The following is a 16,251-nucleotide window of genomic DNA, read 5'->3' as shown; positions in this document are numbered from 1 at the left end:
CTCTTTTACTTTCGTTCTGATAAAAAATTATAAAGCATATCGCTTAAACCAACTGTACCTGTAGATTGTCTTGCAACTGCTTCTGTGTATAAACCTTTTACAATATCAGAACCACTTCCTTCTCCTGCAATTGGAGTAGATTTTAATGAAATATCTAAAAGCTGTTGCATAAAAAAAGCTTCAAAATCATCTGTAACTTTTCTTAAAGAATCATCTTGTAATTTTGAACTGTCAATATTTTTATATTTATCTGTTGGATTAGCCTTAATAGTATTTATATCAACTAAATTTGAATTTATTTCCATTTTTACTCCAATCTGTCAAAGAAATTTTCTTCACTTAGAAGTTCTTCTTGATTATCTTGTGAGAAGAATCTCATCTCAACTCTTCTATTATCAGATGCCTTTTCACTTTTAGGATGATATGATGCATAAGCAGCAACTTTTAAAACAGAAGGATCAATTCTATTTTTAATAAGTTCTTTTACAACTTCAATTGAACGCAAGGCAGAGATATCCCAATTGTCTCTTGGTATTTTATCATCCCTGTATGGACTTGCTGATGTATGTCCTATAACTTCAATATTATAAGTTTGAGGCATAGTTCTAATAACTCTTGCAATTTTAGCAATAAATCTTTTTGCATTTGCATTTGTTAAAAGATATTCACCCTCTTCAAAAATTATAGTTGAGGGAATATCTAAAGTAAACTCATTTTTCCCTTTTTCTAATTTAATTTGCTCAGTCTCTTCTGCATTATTTTCATTCATTTGTTCAACTAAATCAGAAACTTCCTCAGCAGCTTGCTCCATAGAATCATCAGTGGAATCAACACTATCATCTTGAGAGCTACTATTTTGGGTTGAATACTTATCAGATTGAGTTTCAACATCAGTTGAAGCATCAATAAAGCCCATTGCCTTTCTCATTACATCAAAATACTCTTCTACTTTTTTCTTATCCATGACTGCCATAGATAAAAGTAAAATAAAAAAAGTTAGTAAAAGTGACATTAAGTCACCAAATTGAACTAGCCAACCTGGTAAACATTTAGGACACTCAGGACATTTATCTTTTGCCATGAATTTTTTTTCTACTCTTCAATTTCAACAAGAATCGAATTTAGTTGCATTTTAATATTACCAATTGATTCTTCAGCTGCAATCATTGTTGCACCTTTCATAATAACTTCACAAGTATCAACTTCTTTTTTATGTTTTTGAGCAAGTTTACTCTCAATAATACCTGCAAATAAAGTACCAATTAATGCACCATACATTGTTGTAAGTAATGCAACAGCCATAGCTGGACCAACAGCAGCTGGATCTGAAAGGTTTGCAAGCATTGCAACTAATCCAACAAGAGTACCAATCATTCCCATTGCACCTGCTGTTCCACCGACATTACCAAACAAACCAATCATTGTTTCATGTCTTTTTGACATGTAATCTAATTTTGTTTCCAATAAAGGTCCAAGAGTTTCAGCTTTTGTACCATCAACAAGTAACTGGAAAGCCTCCTTAAAAAAAGGATTTGCTTCTTCTAAAACTTTTTGTTCAATATGCATAACACCATGTTTTTTAATTTCAGTTGCATAAAAAGTGATTTTTTCAACTAACTCAGGTAATGGTTCAAATTTTACTTCATTTAAAGCAACTTTCATCGCAGGAGTAACTCTTTTTAAATCACTTCCTTCAAATTGACCTGCAGTTACAGCAATTGTACCACCAACAACAATAACAACAGAAGGTATATCAATATAAGGACCAAATCCTACACCACCTAACATAATTGCAAGGGCAACAAGGGCCCAACCACCACCTAAACCACTAGCTGTACTCTTATCCATATGCTAAAATCCTATTTGGCTTAATCTTGTTGAGCCATTTCCTATATTTTTAACTTTTAAACCAAATTTCCCTTCAACAATTACGGCTTCACCTTCACCTATTTTAACACCATTTACTAATATTTCAAGGGGTTCGTTAACCATTTGTTCTAGTTCAATAATCTCACCAATATCCCATCTTAAAATATCTTTTAATAAAAAGTTTTTTGTACCAAGTCTTACACTAAGCTTTAATTTGATATCAAATAATAGTTGTAAGTTCTCAGCAGATTCTTCTGATAATAAAGAACTAATTCCTAAAGAAGAAGATGAAGAGTTTGAAGAAGAATTTGACTTTTGCACATCATTATTTGTTGGTGCTACTTTAGCTTCAGTTGTTGTTGTTTCTTCTTTCCCTGTAATTCCTGATAAATATGGCAAAGCAAGTTCATCAAAAGCTATATAAATAGGTAATTTTTCTCCATCTAATGTTAAATCAAAAAAGTAACTATTTTCTAAATCTTTTAATTCACTACAATCTTTAATAACTGAACCTAAAACTTCAGATTTTATTGATGATATATCATTAAAACCTTGGGCATTAACACTAGTACATAAACTACCACAAACATTTGCAATAATTTCATTTACTGCATCAGTAATCTCATCATCAATATGTTCTTTTAAATCTCCCATACCACCTAACATAAAGTATTCAAATTTTGTTGCAGTATTTGTTGGTATGAAAAATTTCCATGTTGATGAAATATCTGCAAAATCAAATTTAATTGATACTTCAATACACTGTGAATCTTCCAATACTTGAGAATTAGATCCATTTACTGAATCTATAATTACTTTTTTTGAAAGTAATTGCTCAAGGGTATTGGCTAATTCATCTTTTAAAAAACTTGATAAATCTGATGCCAAGAAATAACCTTTTTAATTTTACTAATTGTCTTTTGCTGACTTTTCTAATTCACTTAAGATAAAAGCTTTAACTTTCATCATATCTTCTGTTGGATATTTGTACTCAGCCTCTCCTCTAGTCACTTTAACAAAAAAATCTTTTGAATTTTTGTTATAACCAAATCTTACATTATCCAAAATAACTTCATTAGGTGCAGTATCTTGGGGACTACCTTGAACTTTTTTATACTGATCATCTTGAATCACTTTTTCTTTATCATCAACCTCTTTTATAGTCTTGATTTTCTCCACATGATTCGTCTTTGCTTGATCTATTTCAGCAATTCTTCCAATTTCCATAATACCCTCCTTTAAAAAGTATAGAGTTGTAGATATTATATCAAAAAAAGATTAAATTAGTTTTTTAATTAATAAAAAATAATAAAAATTATATGTAAGTAGTTATAGAGATTCTAATAATTCATCAAATTTATCAATTTTAAAATCAATTAAATCATCTAAATAAGGTTTACTAAAATATTGTGAGACTGTTGCAAGTTTTAATTCTTGGATCAATTGAACACCTGTTAAGAAATCTGCGCTGTTATCTTTTAAAATAGCTTTAATTAAAGAGATTTGTAAAGATGCTTCATTTAACTTATCAGCTTCTAAATATGCAGCAACTATTAAATACATAGTATATTTATCTTCTAGTTTATATTTTTTTTGCAAATCTTCAAGAATACTTAATGATTCTAAAGGCTTGCCTTCGTGAAGAAGTCTTAGCGCTCTAGTTCTTAAATAAGATGGCTTATTGTTTTTATTAAGATTTAAATCTGCTTTTTCAAATAGACCTATAGCTTTTAATAAATCAATATAATATCTAGTAATTACAATTGGTGCTTGTAAAAAATTACTATTAATTTTTAAAGGAGTATTATCTTGTAATCTAGCGAAATAATTGTAATCATTTTCACCCTCTCTTCTAATTGTCGATTTAATTAAATACACAAGAGGATCTTTATAATGATCTTTAAACAATGGATGGTTTATATCAATTTTATTTTCAGATAATTTTGTTAAATAATCTAAAGATTTATAGAAGATTGTATCTCTATAATTTAATGGAGCAAATTGATTTTCAAATTTATCATTTACAAAAATTTTATATACTTCCTGACCAAAATATCTATACATACCTTCATCACTTCTAATATTTTGCTCAATATACTCTAAATCACTAATCTTTTCATTTATTCTATTTGCACTAATTATTGTCATAACTGCATAGAGTTTATTTCCAGGATTTAATTTATATGCTTTTGTGAAAAATTTATAAGCTTTATGAAAATCATCTATTTGAGCATAACATAAAGCAAGATTATAATATACATAGGAATTAGAATTATCTGTTATATAATCTTTTAATTTACTCACCCTTGTGATTGGATCTTCTTTTAATATATCTATAAATCTCGAATTGTATTTAACCATTCTTTCAAGACTTTCAACATTTTGTCTATTTTTAAATATAAATCCCTTTGAAATATCATATAAAATCTCTTCATTATCAGAAAAAATAAATGGTGCAAAGTAAAATAAAAAATCTACTTTTCTATTAGTATCAAACTGAGTGATAAATTTCAAGTATTCTTTTGTTGTATATTTATTTTTATTAAAATATATTTCTAAAGGATATTCCAAATTTGTTTTAAAATATTCCTTTACTTTTTTAATCTCATCAATATGTTCTTTTAATTTCTCAAGTTCATTTGATTTTAAATCTCTATATACCATTAACCATAAAATAATATTTTTTCTTTCAGGATTTAATGTTTCTGCCTTTGCTTTTTCAAGTCTTTGTTCAGCACTAGAGTAATTATGAAGTTTCAAATATAGCATAGCGATTTTAAGCTGCATTGGAAACTCCATTGAGTTTAATATTTTTAAAGCCTTTTCATAATCTTTTAAAATAATATATGTGTCTGCTACCATTCTTTTTGAATGTTCAGTTAGGTTTTTAAATTTTCTTGTAACCTCAATAATAGTTTCAAGATATTTTCTTTCTTTTTTTATTTGATAGAGGTAAAAACATGTTGAAATATATGAATAAGTATTTGTATTCAGAGCATCTTTAAACTCAAAAATATTGTTTAAATACAATAATGCATTTTCTATTTGATTTAATTTATAATATGCTATTCCTATATTTAAAAAAGATGGGATTTTTAACAATGAAGAAGTTTCTTTAAATATCTTGATTGCTTCTTTATACTCCTCTTTTTCTAAATGTAATATCCCTTTATTAAATTCTAACTGTAGTTTAAACTTTTCTTGAGTTTTTTTTAGATTATCGAATTTAAATAGAATTTCTGGTTGAGATTCAGTTAATTCATCTTTTGAAAGTAAGCTACTTGAAAAAGCTAAAATTACTACAAAAATAAATAAAACTTTATTCAAAATAAAACCTAAACCATTGTATTAACTTGAGCATAAAGCTCTTCTGTTCTTTTTTCTAAGAGCTCAACTTCATGTTTTAATTCTGTATTCTCAAGTTTTAATTTTTGTAAATCATCCCTTGCAACTTGTAAAGTATCTTGATTATTTTTAAGTGTACCTGCACTTACTTTAACTTGTTTTTCATATCTATCTATTATTGTTTGTATTTTTTTATTCTCTTCTTCTAAAATATTTTTTTCTTCATTTATTTTTCTATATAAAGATTTATAAACATTTGCACTTGAGAAAAAATATAAAAGTAAAACTCCAATAATAATAATTAGTAAAAAATTATCCAATTTAGTCCTCATAGTAATATAAGAGGATACCCTCTTATATTAAATTATCTTTTTAAGTTAATTAAAGTATTTAACAACTCATCTGATGTTGTAATAGATTTAGCATTTGCTTCAAACGCCCTTTGAAATACCATTAAGTTTACTAAACTCTCACTTAAATCTGCTGTAGAAAGTTCTAATGTTTGACCTTCAATCTTAGCAGTTTTGTCATTATTTAAGTTATAAATTGGCTCACCAGATTCATTAGTTTTTGTTAATAGGTTATCTCCCGATGGCTCTAATCCTCTATTGTTGTTAAATAAGGCAATAGAGATTTGACCAATAGCAAACTCAGCTCCATCTTGCTTCATAGTAATTACCCCTGAGCTATCAACAGCAAATTCACCAAAGGCAGAATCAGAAATTCCTAATGCATCAAGTTTTAATTGTAAAGAGCTTTGTGTAGTTGTTTGATCAATTGTATTGATTAATTCAATAAACTCAGCTCCAGCACCTTGTCTACCACTGTAATCATTGTTTTTATCTAATGGAGTATAGTCGATATAAGTAATGTTTGCACCCACAGTATCAGTAGCATCTCCTTTAGTTTTCATCGAACCACTAAATTCTACATCATAATTTTCATTAAGTGTTTCTATAACAAGGTTACCATTGATATTTTTAGCAACTACATAATCTGATAGATTAAATGAACTTGATGTTTGATTAACCCCAGTGCTTGATAGTTTATAATCGTATGCAGTATCTCCATTTATTGCTGCAACTATATCATCAATTGATGTTGCATTATTAATAAAAATATCTAATGGAGTTTCGGGAGTTGTTGAACTTAATCCTGGAACTGGGATGATTTTCCCTAAATCTTTATCATAAATTGTTATACCATAAGTAAAGTCTATAGAACTTCCATCTAATCCAAGGTCAGATGGAGTATAAACATCTTGTTGTTTACCTGTAATTGCTTGAGCTAATGCATCTCTAGCACTTTGTAAAGCTCCTACTCCTGAACCTTCAATTGCATTTGTACCAGTTTGGTAAGATCCTGCAACAGTATTATTTCCTGATGATTCACCTATTTCACTAATAGTAAAAGTTTCACCTGGAATTAAAGATTCAATCTGAATCATACCTTTTATCATGTCAGTATTTCTAGTAGACAGTGAAAATGATTCACTTTCTTGAAGAACATCATTATTAGTTCCAGTTACATCACTTTCATCAACCGTATAAGCTCTTAATCCAGATATTTCAGAAATGGTATTTGCTAAACCTTTATATGTAGCAATTCTACTTGCTGCAATATCTGCATTTATAGTTAATGAACTACTATATGAAGCTTCTGTTATTGAAGTTGGAGAGATACCTAACTCAACTGTTGTTGCAGTTGTTGTAAGGGTACCGCTATAAGTTGCATTTAATGCAGTATTAGATGTAATTGCGTCAGATAAACCTTGGACTATTTCTGCAACAGTCGCATTTTCATCAGAGATATAAGATACAGTTTCACCATCAATAGTTAACTCATACTTTGCATTATTTTCAGCTGTATCAATACTAATTTGGTCATTTGTACCAGCATTATTAGCTAACGACATTGAACCACTATCAGTAGTTGTATCCAAAAAACTTTCTTTAAATTCATCTGTTGCAATTGTAGCTACATAGTTTTGTGAATATTTATTTCCATCAATATAAACATAAACCTGATCACCATCTTTTGATATTAAACCATCATTTCCAGATTTAAAGTTTACTTGAGAGATTTGTGCAGTTGAACTTGCACTTCCTCCATCTGGTTCATCTTGTAATTTTGATAACCAAGAAGAGTAATTTGAAACAAGGGCTTCAACATCTGCAATTTTTGCAGATTTACTTTTTGCACCAGCCCCATCAAAAATGGTAGAAGAATCAGCTTTTGCTGTAGCAGTATAATCTGTTGCTTTTGCTGTAATTGTTTCTATATAAGTTGAGTGACTTACAACTTTTGATGTTAATAATTTACTATAATCATTTGTAAACATATCAACATTAGGATTTGTACTTACTACATCTTGGCCTGGATCAAGGGCTCTCATAGCCCATCCTTGAACCTCATTCCCAGCTGCATCTTGTAAGGTTCCATTATCACCCATTCTAAGATTTCCTGCTCTAGTATACATGTTTTCACCAGAAACACTATTTTTAACAGTAAAAAATCCATCTCCACTAAGAGCCATATCATAATCAACTCCAGTTAGTTTTAGATTTCCTTGTACATATAATTTTTCTGCATCAAGTATTTTAGACCCTTTACCAATTCTATCTTGGTACATTTGGTCTGCAAAAGATATTCTAGATGCTTTATAACCTACTGTATTTACATTTGCTATATTGTGTGACTCATTATCTAACGCCGTTTGATGAGACGAAAGTCCTGAGATTCCTGTCCATAATGCTCCGATCATGATTTATCCTTTTAGATAAATTTTCAAACACTTTCACATGTTCAAATATTAATGCTCTTTATTAAATGTTTAAGCACTAATATTTAAACAATTAAGATGAAACTATTTTTTCATCTCAATTGCAGTTCTTAAAAACTCATCTGATGTAGTTACTGATTTGGAACTAGCTTCAAATGCTCTTTGATAAACCATCAAATCAACTAAACTTTCACTAAAGTTTGTATTACTTAATTCTATTGAACCACCAGTTAATGTATTTAGGTTATCAGCATTATAAGGATTTCCTGTATCCTTACCAAGAGTATATAAAGTTTCCCCCTGAGGTTCTAAAGATTCAGGGTTTTGAAATGTAACAGTTTCTAATTTTCCAATCAAAAATTTATTATCTTGATCTTTTGCAAAGATAAGACCATCTTCAATAGATAATACTCCAAATACATTTTCAGATATATTTAAATCATCAAGTTTTAATTGAAGTTCACCTACTCCTGCAAGTGTTGGACCAGCATCATTAATTGTATTAGTTACTTCTAAAAACTCCCCACCAGCAGTAACTATTGCATCTCTTAATGCATCCCTTACACTATTAACAGCAGCATATCCTGTCCCAGAAACTGGTGAAACAATTTCATTTATACCATAACCATTTGAATTAATTGCAGCACCTGTTATTCTGTTATCTCGACCAGGAATCAAAGAACTTATTGTTAAAAGTCCTGTACTATCAACAGTCGCACTCATACCAGCTACATTTGAAATCTTATCAGCAAATAGATTCATAGTTGTTTGAGCATCAGTTTCAAAGGGTTGTTTTATTGAGTCATTATTAATATAAACTTCAATATATCCACTTGTTAACTCTGTAGAAAAATCAGAAAAACTAACTTGTGTAACTTGAGAGGTTGATGCTGTGCCATCTACAGGGTTTGCAGAATATAAATCTAATTGAACATTGTATTCTGCCGATAATTCTCTTATGTCATTTAATAAAGCACTTGAACTTTTAAAACCTTGTCCACTTACTCCTGTATCAACTGCAGTTGCTGTATAATCTGTAGCTTTTGCATTAATTGTTCTTGAAAAACCTACTCCGTTAATTGGTTCTGTTGCAATAAATTCTGTGTAATTATTATTGTAAGTTTGAGTACCATCAGTACTTACTATATTTGAAAAAGTTGTAGGACTTCCATAAATTTTATCACCGTAGGCAGTTTGTAAGGTCCCATCCGTTCCCATTTTAAAGTTACCAGCTCTTGTGTATAATGTTTCCCCTGTTTCTACATCATTTACAATGAAAAAACCTTGTCCATCAATTGCTACGTCAAGTGTGTTATTGGTTACTTTTAAATTTCCTTGTTCAAAGTTTTTCTCTACATTTTGAATTTGAACACCTTTACCATATCTTGATTGATACATTAAATCTTCAAAAGATACATCATCTTTTTTATGGGCAATAGTATTTGAGTTTGTAACATTATTAGACTGAGTATTTAATGCTCTCTCAAAAGTATTTAAACCAGTAACACCATTCCATAATCCACTAATCATGTTAAACCTTTAAAATATTCTAGTGATTGCGTTAAAAGGGATCGAAGTTAATTGATCTGAATAAATAGGCATAACACTTCCATCAACTGTATATTCTGAATCTTCAATGATTTCATTATTTTCATCTAATATTACAGGATTGCCTTCTTCATTAATTATTACTTTCCCCGGATCTTCTAGAGCAACTTTTTTCCCTGTAGGTGTACCATCTTCATCTAATATCTCACCTTTTACATTATAAAAAACATAATTGCCATCTTTATCTCTTACTTGATCTTCAATATATAAGATTTGTTGGGCATTAACTGTAACTTCACCGTCTAGACTTTCAACAGATCTAACGGTATAAGCTTTATTAACTCCATTTTCTCCAATATTTCCATCTTCAATATTTTTACCAATTACATTAGAAGCATTGGCAAGAGCAGATTGAGAAAAAGTATTTGCTAAAGCTTCCATAGTTTCAATTGTCTTTAGATTCGTATTAATCGTAGACATTTGCATTTGAGTATCCATCATTCTTTGTGAATCCATTGGAGCAGTTGGGTCTTGAAGTTTTAATTCTGTTAACATCAACTGTAAAAAATCTTCATTTGTTAACTTATCATTACTAACAGAAGTTGTATATGAACTTCCATCTACCCCTGTTGCTGACTGAACTGTAACATTATCCACTGACATATTTAACTCCTAACTCATATTTTCTTCAAAGAAATATCTAACTACATTGTCTGAGTCCATAGCTTCTTGAACTCTTACAGCAAGTTTTTCATCAATTACTATGATATCACCTGTTCCTACAATTCTTTTGTTGACATAGATATCTCCACCTGAACCAGCTGGTTTGTCAAGGGATAATATATCTCCTGAACTTAACTCTAAAAACTCTTTAATTGTTATATTTGCACTTCCAAGCATTACATCAACAACAATCTCAGTATCAACTAATAAATCATAATCTCTTTCAGTAATTTCCATAGGCACACTTTTTTTATATATTGCTAGATTATACCATAAAATTAGATTAATTTTGGTTATTTAAATATTTTAATTATAAATTAGGAGATTTTAAACTATAACGTCAAGTGACTCAAGCATTGTACTAACCTTTGATTCAATGTTCCCATCAAAGTTTCCAAGATCACTTGCAATAACCACACCACCAGCTGTAACATTAGAATCATCTACTAGCTCAATATGGTTTTCTAGATTTAATTGATTTTTTAATATTTCATAATCTTTGGGGTTTAAATGAATTCTAATTTTAGAAGCATTTTTTATTTTTTCAAATAGATGTGTTATAGTTTGTTTAGCGATATTAGCTGAGTTTTCACCAACTTCTATTGCAATAATTTTTTGAGCAATTGCAATTGAGGTTTTTAGAAGTTTTGTTTCCATTTGGAAAGTTGCTTGTTCGAAAAAGTTTGCATATTGTTTTAAGTCTTTTATAGCTTGAACAACTTGATCATCAATATCTTTTTGAGTTAAGCCATTTTGCTGAAGAAGTGTTACTTTTTGATTAAGTTGTTGAATTTGAACACTTAAATTTTGAACCTCTTTTAAGGTAGCTTCAGAAGATACTAAAGCTTGTGTATTTACAATTCCTGTGTTTGGTGTAATATTTGTTTGTTCATCATCTTTTCCATTTTGAACAAAAGTACCTAGTTGATAACTTTGAATTTCATCATTGGAATTTACAATTTTTGCACTTGAATATACGTTATTTTTTTCCATTTTTATTCATCCATATCTCTATCAATTACACCCTCTTCTATCATTTTTTGGGCGACATCTAACATTTTTCTTTGGGCTGCTTCAATATCTTTGATTTTAACCTTTGTTAACATTTCAAACTCTTCTTTAAATCTTTCACTTGCTCTTTGAGACATTGCACCTGTAATTTTTGTCATATCTTCATCGGTTGCATTTTTCATAGCAACTGCTACATCTGCAGTATCAACATTTTGTAAAATTTTCATTATATATTCAGATTCTAAGTTTAATAAATCTTCAAATACAAACATATTCTCTTTAATTTTTGTTGCTAATGTTGTATCAACCCCATTGATATTCTTAAGAATATCTTGAGCTTTTGGTCCCAATCTATTAAGCATATCGGCAACAACTTTAACACCACCAACATCAACAATAGAAGATAATAATGACTCTAGTTTCTTCTCTAATACTAAAGAGATTGTTCTAACTACATCAGGAGAAACATCTTTAATAGTTGCCATTTGCATAGTAACTTTAACTTTTATATCCTCTTCTAGCTGTTGTAAAACTTCAGCAGCTTTTGGTGGATCTAAGTGAGATAAAATAACTGCTATTGTCTGAGGTGATTCGTCTTTAATAAAGTCAGATAATTGCTTAGGATTAATTCCATCTAAATAAGCAAATGATTGAGCTGCAAGCTTCATTCTAGATAGTTTTGATAATACCTCATCTGCTTCATTTTTTCCTAAAGACTTATATAAAATATCTTTTGCATAATCATACCCACCAGAACTAATAAAAGCTTTAGATCTAGTGAAAAGATGAAACTCTTCTAAAATAGCTAAAGAGGTTTCCTTATCTACAGAATTAATCATTGTAATATGTGTTGAGATATCTTCTACCATTTGCTTAGGTAGATGTTGAAAAATTTTAACAGTTGACTCTTCCCCAATAAGAACACAAAAATGTGCTACCTTATCAAGCATTGACATACCTTTTAATACCTCTTTTACATCTTCTTCCATATTAAACCTTATTTAAACTTTCCACTACCCTCAGTTAATAGCAACTCTATCATTCTTGCTATCTCATCTGGGTTACTATTTATCTCTTTATCTAAAGCCTCAATTAATACTTCATATTTTGCAGCATTTTCTTCATCTAAGCCTTCTAAATTATTCATGATTTGACTTTTGACTTTTGCTTTTAACCTACCTTGCGCAGTTGAAGCATCAAAATCATCTTCGTAATTAGATAAAAATTCATCCATAAATTTTTCATCAATTGGGTTTCCATCTTTATCTATTTTTTGAGGCTGTCCATTCTCACCTATAACAACAACTTCATGATTTACTATAAATTTTTTATAAAAAACAAAAAGCAAAATTGCCGCAATAAGATATTGAAAATATTCACTAAAATCTCTTAAAATTGATTTTACCATAGCTAAAGTATCAACAACATCTCCATCAGAGGCATTACTTTCTACAGTATTTCCATTGGCATCAACTTGTTGGTTCCCATTTGCTACTGTATTTAAAAATTTAAAATCTCTTACAGTGATTTTATCACCTCTTTTTTCATCAAAACCAATTGTATCTTGAACAACTGATTCAATTGAAGCTAAAAATTCATCTCTATTTTGGACATCAGCTAAAATAGATGAATCAAAGGTAACTGCAGCTGTAACTCTTTTAACTTGTGAGTAATTATTACTTTTCTCTTCAATTAATTTTTTTGAAATTTCATAATTAGTAATAGTTTTTGCACTCTCATTATTTGATTGACTAGAAAGGTTTCCATTTCCACCATCTGGAGTTTGAATATTGTTTTCAACTCCTGCTGTCCCACCAGTTTGACCATTATTTCCTGTAGAACTTGCTGTGCTTTCTGTTGTTTGTTGACTTCTAATTGTCCCTTCAGGTTCATATATCTCTTCTTGAATATGTCTTTTTTTAAATTCTAAATCTAAAGAAACCCTTGCAACAACTCTCCCTAAACCAACAAAAGGTTCAAGTAAAGCAACTATTTTATCTTCATAATCCTCTTCGAGTTTTTGTTTATACTTATTTTGTGTAAGGGATTTTTGATTTTCCATATCATCCGAAGACATTTGAAGTAATGCTCCATCTTGATCAATTAATTGAATATTTTCAACTTTTAAATTTGATACAGCAGATGAAATGAAATTTTTAATCCCATCAATTTGTTTTTGTGTTAAAAAAACACCAGGCTTTAATGAGATAACAGCTGATGCAGTTGGATCAGTTTTTCTTTCTGTAAAAATTGTTTCTTTTGGAATTGCTACTTTTACACTTGCTCTTAGAATTCCAGATAAAGATTCTAAAGACCTAGATAATTCCCCCTCAAGTGCTCTTAAGTATTTAACTTTATTTTCAAAATTTGTAGTTCCTAAAGATGATTTTTCAAAAATCTCCCAACCTGCATGATTACTTGTAGCAGCTTCACTAGTAACAAGTTTTATTTTTGCAATATTAACAAAGTCTTTTGATGTTTTTAATGTTAAATTATCGCCACTACCTATAACTGAAAACTTAATACCTGATGCTTCTAATTCATTTGAAGCTAACATAACTTGGTTTTTTGTTAAGTTTGTTGCAATGGTATAATTTAATTTTTTATCTTGGGCTTTTATATTTGAGTAAACTAACAATCCAATTAAAAGTATAAATAATACTGAAAAACCCCCAATAATTACAGCTCTTTGGGCAGCATTTAGATTGTTAATAAACTTTAAAAGTTGATCCATATATAAATTATCCTAATTAATTTTTTTGTGATGATTCAATTACAGATCTAAACAATCTTGAATCCTTTGTAATAGATGATTGTAATGCATCAAAAATCATTTTATTTTTTGACATCTCACTCATTTGAGTATCTAAATTTACATTGTTGCCATCTGTTTGTTCTTCTAAACCTTTTACTTGTGTAAGTTTAGCTTGATTTTTGTTAGAAGTTTCATTTAACCCACTCATATGCATTGAATTTGTTTTTGACATTTGTAAATCTTTACCCAAATCAACTTTTTTTAATTCATGTTCAAAAACTAATTCTTTTGTTTTATATCCAGGAGTATTTATATTTGCAATATTACTTGAAATTACTTTTTGTCTATCACTTCTAAAACTTAACTGATTAAAAAGTAAATCTGTTACAGTACTAGGTTTCATTATTTAGTGTTACTTCCTATTTTTTCTATTAAGCTTCCATTTAACTCATCAATTGTTTTTACAGCTCTTTGTGCTTGATCAAAACGTCTATGGGCGTCTATTAATTCTACCATTGTAGATACACTATTAACATTTGATTTTTCAATAGATCCTTGTCTTAATTGTCCATCATTATTCTCAAAAACTTGAACAAAGGCTCCATCTTCTTTCTCTTTAAAGTTATTGTCTTTAAATTTTTCTAATTCATTAAAATCAATTTTTGCGACTGAAATCTGATTAATAAATCCTTCCTCTTCAACTGCAATTGCTTCATTATCAACACTCAAAACATATTGTCCATTGGAATCAACAAGTAAACCCTCTGCATTAATTTTAAAAGCTCCATCTCTAGTGTAAACTATCTCTCCACTTTCATCTTGAATCCTAAAAAATGTATCTGATTGACTTAATGAAAAATCTAAAGTATTACCTGTAGTTACAATTGCACCTTTTTCTTCATTTACAAATTTTGTATCCATTTTTGGTATTGTATTTGTAACTTCATTTATTTTTGTAGGGGCAAACCCTTCATTTCTAGCTCTTTGTAAATAATAATTAAATGAACCTTCACTTGTACCCTCTTGCTTAAAACCATTTGTTGTACTGTTTGCTAAGTTATTAGAAATCATATCAATTCTATTGATTTGATTAATCATTGAAGCAGCTAGTGGGTAAGTACCTTGATTCATTTGTTCTCCTTATTATTTGTTAAATTCTGCGATTAATGCTTCTAAATCATCATCACCAACTAAATTATCATTTTTATCACCATGAATATGTTTAGCTATAGCAACCTCTTCTCTATTGTTTTCATCTTCAAATAGATTATTTAAGTATGATGATAATTTCCTAATTACCGACATTACTCTTTCAATCTTTTGTCTGTTGATATCATGATATTGCATCAATTCCATTGCTTGAAATATCTCTGTACTTCCATCATTTATTTTTTCATTTGCATCATTTATATATGCTGCCATTTGATTTGCTTGTTCTAAATTTTGTTGAAAAGCATTAATATTTGGAAATTTCTGACTTAAAGAAGATAACATTGCTAATTGTTTTTCATTAAAAACACTTAGAGCTTGTATATCATTTTGAATCGCATTGTTATAATCTAATATATTACTTAATACATCAAAAATCTTTGTTGCCTTCTCTTCTGAGTCACTTGCAACTGCACTTAATTGGTTTACAACTTTTGTATCCTCTTCAACAGGAAAAGGAAAAACTCCAGAATTAATTTTATAATCTAGATTATCATCTTCATCTTCATCTTTCTTTGAAGGAGTTTCAATTTGTGGTTGAACATAAGGTGTTTCTTCAAGGGTAGTTTCTTCATTAATACCTTCAATTGAATTTAAAATATCATCGAAGTTTTCTTCAGGTGCTTGAGTAGTTGATTCAACTTTTATATCCTCAACAATTTTGTCTTCAGAAATATCATCATCGTTATTACCACCATCTAATTCTTTTAAAATATCATCAATATTTGTTTCTTCATGACTAGTATTCTCATCTTCATCTTGAGAAGACTCTAAACTAGAAAGTATTTCATCTATACTTTCATCTTTTGCAATATCTGATGGAACTGGTTCACTTGAAGATTCTTCAGTTTCTTCTATTAATTTATTAATATCGTCTTCGGACATAGTTTCATGGGATTCAACCTCTTCATTAGTCTGTTCTTCTGATTCACCCTCATTGAAATCTAAGCCATTCATCAACGATTCTATTTCTTCTTGACTCATACTCATAACAACACCTCGTTAATTG

The 16,251-nt window shown here is 29.3% G+C and carries 17 protein-coding genes; all 17 read right to left on the bottom strand.

Annotated elements, in window-relative coordinates; all coding sequences use genetic code 11:
• Positions 1–5 precede the first annotated feature (5 nt).
• The 17 genes from AC2TY9_RS07150 to AC2TY9_RS07070 all read right to left on the bottom strand — a co-directional run bounded on the left by AC2TY9_RS07150 (position 6) and on the right by AC2TY9_RS07070 (position 16,226).
• Positions 6–305: a rod-binding protein gene (locus AC2TY9_RS07150; protein WP_489780257.1), complete on the bottom strand. Its 300-nt coding sequence runs from the start codon at positions 303–305 to the stop codon at positions 6–8.
• Between the two features lie 2 nt (positions 306–307).
• Positions 308–1,081 carry an OmpA/MotB family protein gene (locus tag AC2TY9_RS07145; RefSeq protein WP_489780256.1) on the bottom strand — a complete coding sequence of 258 codons (774 nt, stop codon included), beginning with the start codon at positions 1,079–1,081 and terminating at the stop codon, positions 308–310.
• A gap of 11 nt (positions 1,082–1,092) precedes the next feature.
• Positions 1,093–1,848, bottom strand: a complete 756-nt coding sequence (locus AC2TY9_RS07140; protein WP_489780255.1) for a motility protein A — start codon at positions 1,846–1,848, stop codon at positions 1,093–1,095.
• Between the two features lie 3 nt (positions 1,849–1,851).
• The gene (locus tag AC2TY9_RS07135; RefSeq protein ID WP_489780254.1) at positions 1,852–2,757 is read right to left on the bottom strand and encodes a FliM/FliN family flagellar motor switch protein; all 906 of its coding nucleotides are present in this window, start codon (positions 2,755–2,757) and stop codon (positions 1,852–1,854) included.
• A 21-nt stretch (positions 2,758–2,778) separates the two neighbouring features.
• Entirely contained in the window at positions 2,779–3,096 is a 318-nt protein-coding gene (locus AC2TY9_RS07130; protein ID WP_489780253.1) for a flagellin, read from the bottom strand.
• A gap of 102 nt (positions 3,097–3,198) precedes the next feature.
• Positions 3,199–5,196: a tetratricopeptide repeat protein gene (locus AC2TY9_RS07125; RefSeq protein WP_489780252.1), complete on the bottom strand. Its 1,998-nt coding sequence runs from the start codon at positions 5,194–5,196 to the stop codon at positions 3,199–3,201.
• A gap of 8 nt (positions 5,197–5,204) precedes the next feature.
• On the bottom strand, positions 5,205–5,534 hold the full coding sequence (locus AC2TY9_RS07120; protein ID WP_489780251.1) for a hypothetical protein: 330 nt from the start codon (positions 5,532–5,534) through the stop codon (positions 5,205–5,207).
• 44 nt (positions 5,535–5,578) lie between these two features.
• Complete coding sequence (locus tag AC2TY9_RS07115) at positions 5,579–7,978, bottom strand: flagellar hook-basal body complex protein (RefSeq protein ID WP_489780250.1); 2,400 nt, start codon at positions 7,976–7,978, stop codon at positions 5,579–5,581.
• A 102-nt stretch (positions 7,979–8,080) separates the two neighbouring features.
• Positions 8,081–9,526, bottom strand: coding sequence for a flagellar hook-basal body complex protein (locus AC2TY9_RS07110; protein WP_489780249.1), 1,446 nt, complete (start codon positions 9,524–9,526; stop codon positions 8,081–8,083).
• Between the two features lie 9 nt (positions 9,527–9,535).
• A complete protein-coding gene (locus tag AC2TY9_RS07105) occupies positions 9,536–10,207 on the bottom strand; it encodes a flagellar hook assembly protein FlgD (protein ID WP_489780248.1) in 672 nt (223 codons plus the stop codon).
• 9 nt (positions 10,208–10,216) lie between these two features.
• Positions 10,217–10,504, bottom strand: coding sequence for a FliM/FliN family flagellar motor switch protein (locus AC2TY9_RS07100; protein ID WP_489780247.1), 288 nt, complete (start codon positions 10,502–10,504; stop codon positions 10,217–10,219).
• A gap of 90 nt (positions 10,505–10,594) precedes the next feature.
• Entirely contained in the window at positions 10,595–11,260 is a 666-nt protein-coding gene (locus AC2TY9_RS07095) for a FliH/SctL family protein (RefSeq protein WP_489780246.1), read from the bottom strand.
• Between the two features lie 2 nt (positions 11,261–11,262).
• On the bottom strand, positions 11,263–12,267 hold the full coding sequence (fliG, locus tag AC2TY9_RS07090; RefSeq protein ID WP_489780245.1) for a flagellar motor switch protein FliG: 1,005 nt from the start codon (positions 12,265–12,267) through the stop codon (positions 11,263–11,265).
• 8 nt (positions 12,268–12,275) lie between these two features.
• Positions 12,276–14,012 (bottom strand): flagellar basal-body MS-ring/collar protein FliF, encoded by a 1,737-nt coding sequence (fliF, locus tag AC2TY9_RS07085; protein WP_489780244.1) that lies wholly within the window; start codon positions 14,010–14,012, stop codon positions 12,276–12,278.
• Positions 14,013–14,028: 16 nt separating this feature from the next.
• On the bottom strand, positions 14,029–14,436 hold the full coding sequence (gene flgB / locus AC2TY9_RS07080) for a flagellar basal body rod protein FlgB (RefSeq protein WP_489780243.1): 408 nt from the start codon (positions 14,434–14,436) through the stop codon (positions 14,029–14,031).
• Positions 14,436–15,164, bottom strand: coding sequence for a flagellar hook-basal body protein (locus tag AC2TY9_RS07075; RefSeq protein ID WP_489780242.1), 729 nt, complete (start codon positions 15,162–15,164; stop codon positions 14,436–14,438). The genes flgB and AC2TY9_RS07075 overlap by 1 nt, the downstream gene beginning before the upstream one ends.
• Before the next feature lie 12 nt (positions 15,165–15,176).
• Positions 15,177–16,226, bottom strand: coding sequence for a hypothetical protein (locus AC2TY9_RS07070; RefSeq protein WP_489780241.1), 1,050 nt, complete (start codon positions 16,224–16,226; stop codon positions 15,177–15,179).
• Positions 16,227–16,251: the final 25 nt, after the last annotated feature.

The sequence above is a fragment of the Arcobacter sp. ISO1 genome (assembly GCF_058105185.1).
Note: the sequence above shows the minus strand (reverse complement) of the source record. Positions and strands in the feature narration are given on the sequence as shown.